The sequence below is a fragment of the Pseudomonas citronellolis genome (genome assembly GCF_029335315.1).
Classification (GTDB): Bacteria; Pseudomonadota; Gammaproteobacteria; order Pseudomonadales; family Pseudomonadaceae; genus Pseudomonas; species Pseudomonas citronellolis_A.
Genome location: NZ_JARJLT010000166.1, coordinates 1 through 3590, shown reverse-complemented (window position 1 = coordinate 3590; position 3590 = coordinate 1). Strand labels below are relative to the sequence as shown.

Genomic DNA, 3590 nt, shown 5'->3' with positions numbered 1-3590 from the left:
ACCAAGGAGTCAAGATGAACAGCGATACGGTTGTGCGCCTGGAAGGCATCAGCAAGCGCTACCTGGGCGGCGTGGTGAGCGTCGACAACCTCGACCTGGAGGTGCGCCAGGGCGAGTTCCTGTGCCTGCTCGGGCCCTCGGGCTGCGGCAAGACCAGCACCCTGCGGATCATCGCCGGGTTCGAGGAACCCAGCGCCGGGCGCGTCTACCTCGACGGCCGCGACGTCACCGACGCGCCGCCCTACGGCCGCCCGGTGAACACCGTGTTCCAGGACTACGCGCTGTTCCCGCACCTGTCGGTGCGCGACAACGTCGGCTTCGGCCTGAGCGTGGCCCGCGTGCCGGCGGCCGAGGCGCGCAAGCGCATCGAGTCGACCCTGGAGCTGGTCGGCCTCGCCGCCAAGGCGAGTTCCCGCGTGCAGGCGCTTTCCGGCGGCCAGCAGCAACGCGTGGCCATGGCCCGCGCGCTGGTCTGCGAGCCGCGCGTGCTGCTGCTCGACGAACCGCTGTCGGCGCTCGACGCGCACCTGCGCCAGCAGATGCAGGTGGAGCTGAAGAAGCTGCAGACGCGCCTGGGCACCACCTTCATCATGGTCACCCACGACCAGACCGAGGCCCTGGCCATCTCCGACCGCATCGCGGTGATGCGCAACGGCCGCCTGGAACAGGTGGCCAGCCCGGCGGAACTGTACGACGCGCCGGCCTCGCCCTTCGTCGCCGGTTTCATCGGCGCCACCAACCTGCTGGAGGGCCACGTGGTCAGCCAGCACCCGGGCGCCGTCGGGGTGCGCATCGGCTCGCTGGAAATCCTCGCCAGCAGCACCCAGCCGCTGCCGCCGGGCAGCCCGGTGACCGTCTCGCTGCGCCCCGAGGACATGCGCCTGGCGCTGCCCGGCGACGGCCAGGCGAAAGTCCGCGCGCGCATCGCCCAGAGCATCTTCCACGGCCGCTCGCTGCGCCTGCACCTGGAGCTGCCGGGCATCGACGACCTGACCCTGGACGTGCCGCGCGAAGCCTTCGACCGCCTCAGCGCCGGCGACGGCGCCAGCGTCGAGCTGTGCATCCCGCCGGGCAGCGCCCGCGCCTACGCCAGTTCTCCCCACCCCATCGCCTGACACCGCTTCGCGGAGAGTTTTCCATGACCGACCTTCGTCACCGCACCACCGCCGACTGGCACGCCGCCGCGGCGCGCCTGGACTTCCCGCTGGCCAACCTGATCGACGGCGAGCGCTGCGCCGCCCGCTCCGGCGCCACCTTCGAGGTGCTCAACCCGGCCAGCGGGCAGATTCGCTGCCAGGCCCCGCGCAGCGCCGCCGCCGACGTCGACGACGCGGTGCGCGCCGCCCGCCGCAGCTTCCGCAGCGGCGTCTGGTCGCGCACGGCGCCGCGCGAGCGGCTGGCGGTGCTGTATCGCCTGGCCGAGCTGATCGAGGAGCACGCGGAGACCTTCGCCCTGCTCGACGTGCTCGACATGGGCAAGCCGGTGAGCGACATGCTCGACGTCGACGTGCCCGGCGCCGCCCTGACCTTCCGCTTCTTCGCCGAAACCGTGGACAAGCTCGAAGGCAGCGTCACCAGCACCAGCCCCGAGGCGCTGCACTACATCCTGCGCCAGCCGCTGGGCGTGGTCGGCCTGATCGTGCCGTGGAACTACCCGCTGCTGATGGCCGCCTGGAAGCTCGCCCCGGCCCTGGCCACCGGCAACAGCGTGGTGCTCAAGCCGGCCGAGCAGTCGCCCTCCAGCGCCCTGCTGCTGGCCGAGCTGTTCCTGCGCGCCGGCGGCCCGCCGGGGGTGTTCAACGTCGTCCAGGGCTACGGCCGCGAGGCCGGCGAAGCCCTGGCGCTGCACATGGACGTGGACAAGATCGGCTTCACCGGCTCGGTGGAAGTCGGCCGCAAGATGTTCATCTACGCCGGCCAGTCGAACATGAAGCGGGTCACCACCGAGTGCGGCGGCAAGTCGCCGCAGATCATCCTGGCCGACGTCGAAGACCTCGACACCGCCGTGAGCTACGCGGTCAACGGCATCTACGCCAACCAGGGAGAGGTGTGCAACGCCGGCTCGCGGCTGCTGGTGCAGGCCTCGCTGTACGACGACTTCGTCGAGCGCTTCAGCGCCCTCGCCGCGCGCAGCTACCAGCCCGGCGACCCGCTGGCGCCGGACACGCGGATGGGTTCGCTGGTGTCCTTCGAGCAGCAACGGCGGGTGCTCGGGCACATCCACAAGGCCCATGAGGAAGGCGCGCGGCTGGCCTTCGGCGGCGACGTGCCGGCGGCGCTGGCCCACGGCGCTTACGTCAGCCCGACGCTGTTCACCGGCGTCGATCCGCGCATGACCATCGCCCGCGAGGAAATCTTCGGCCCGGTGGCCGCGGCCATCCCGGTCTCGGGCCTGGAGCAGGCGCTGGCCATCGCCAACGACTCGCAGTACGGCCTGGCCGCTTCGGTGTGGACCGGCAACGTCAGCCAGGCGCTGAGCTTCGCCCGCGACGTGGAGGCCGGGATCGTCTGGGTGAACTGCTTCGACCACGGCGACATGACCCAGCCCTGGGGCGGCTTCAAGCAGTCCGGCAACGGCCGCGACCGCTGCCTGGAAGCGCTGACCCAGTACACCCAGACCAAGTCGGTGTGGGTGCACCTGGGCCGCTGAGCCGCGCGTTGCGGCGCGGATTTCCGCGCCGCAACCCGTTTAGAATGGGCGCACTCGCGGGCGCCGCCATCACGCCGCCCGCCCCATCGTCGAGAACCGCGCATGACCCCTGCCGAGAAATCGCCCCTATTCGCCAGCACCCTGGCCCGTGGCCTGGAGGTGCTCACCGCCTTCCGCGCCGGCTACCCGAGCATGAACCTGCCGGAGCTGGCCGCCGCCACCGGCATGACCAAGAGCGCCGTGCAGCGCTTCGCCTTCACCCTGGAAACCCTCGGCTACCTGCGCAAGGACGCGCAGAAGCGCTACCGCCTGACGCCGCGCGCGCTGTCCCTGGGCTTCGGCTTCCTGCAGACCGACAGCCTGATCGAACGCGCCACGCCCTACCTGCACGAACTCAACCGGCAGTGCCACGAGAGCTGCAACCTTTCCGAGCCGGACGCCGACGACATGGTCTTCGTCGCCCGCTTCCCCAGCCACAACCGGGTGATGATCCCGATGCCGCTGGGCCTGCGCCTGCCCATGTACTGCACCGCCTCGGGCCGCGCCTACCTCTCGCGGCTGAGCCCGGAGGACAGCCGCCGGCTGCTGCAGGACATGCCGCGGCCGCCGCACACCCCGGCCACCGTGGTCGACCTGGAGCCGCTGGCCGAGCGCGTGGCGACGGCGCGCGAGGAAGGCTACGCGTGGATCGACGGCGAATACTTCCTCGGCGACATCAGCCTGGCGGCGCCCATCGTCGACGCCGCCGGCCACCCGTTGGGGGCGATCAACATCTCGGTGCCGGCCAGCCGCTGGAGCCTGGCCGACGCCCAGCGCGAACTGGCGCCGCCGCTGATCGAGGCGGCGCGGGCGATCTCCAGCGCCGGGCAGAGCCAGCGCGCCGGCAACGGGCTGCTCTGAGCCCGCTCCAAGACTTTCAATTTTCCTATACTGTCCAGCG

3 protein-coding genes are annotated in these 3590 nt (G+C 71.3%); all 3 read left to right on the top strand.

Annotation, left to right across the window (positions count from 1 at the left end; translation table 11 throughout):
• Nucleotides 1–14: 14 nt before the first annotated feature.
• The 3 genes from P3W75_RS13300 (at nt 15) to P3W75_RS13290 (ending at nt 3550) form a co-directional block, all read left to right on the top strand.
• The gene (locus P3W75_RS13300; RefSeq protein WP_276227820.1) at nt 15–1115 is read left to right on the top strand and encodes an ABC transporter ATP-binding protein; all 1101 of its coding nucleotides are present in this window, start codon (nt 15–17) and stop codon (nt 1113–1115) included.
• A 23-nt stretch (nt 1116–1138) separates the two neighbouring features.
• On the top strand, nt 1139–2650 hold the full coding sequence (locus P3W75_RS13295) for an aldehyde dehydrogenase (protein WP_276227819.1): 1512 nt from the start codon (nt 1139–1141) through the stop codon (nt 2648–2650).
• A gap of 102 nt (nt 2651–2752) precedes the next feature.
• On the top strand, nt 2753–3550 hold the full coding sequence (locus P3W75_RS13290) for an IclR family transcriptional regulator (RefSeq protein ID WP_276227818.1): 798 nt from the start codon (nt 2753–2755) through the stop codon (nt 3548–3550).
• Nucleotides 3551–3590 lie beyond the last annotated feature (40 nt).

Coding starts and splice junctions, on each gene's coding strand:
- P3W75_RS13300 (WP_276227820.1), top strand. CDS start 15: ATGAACAGCGATACGGTTGTGCGCCTGGAAGGCATCAGCAAGCGCTAC.
- P3W75_RS13295 (WP_276227819.1), top strand. CDS start 1,139: ATGACCGACCTTCGTCACCGCACCACCGCCGACTGGCACGCCGCCGCG.
- P3W75_RS13290 (WP_276227818.1), top strand. CDS start 2,753: ATGACCCCTGCCGAGAAATCGCCCCTATTCGCCAGCACCCTGGCCCGT.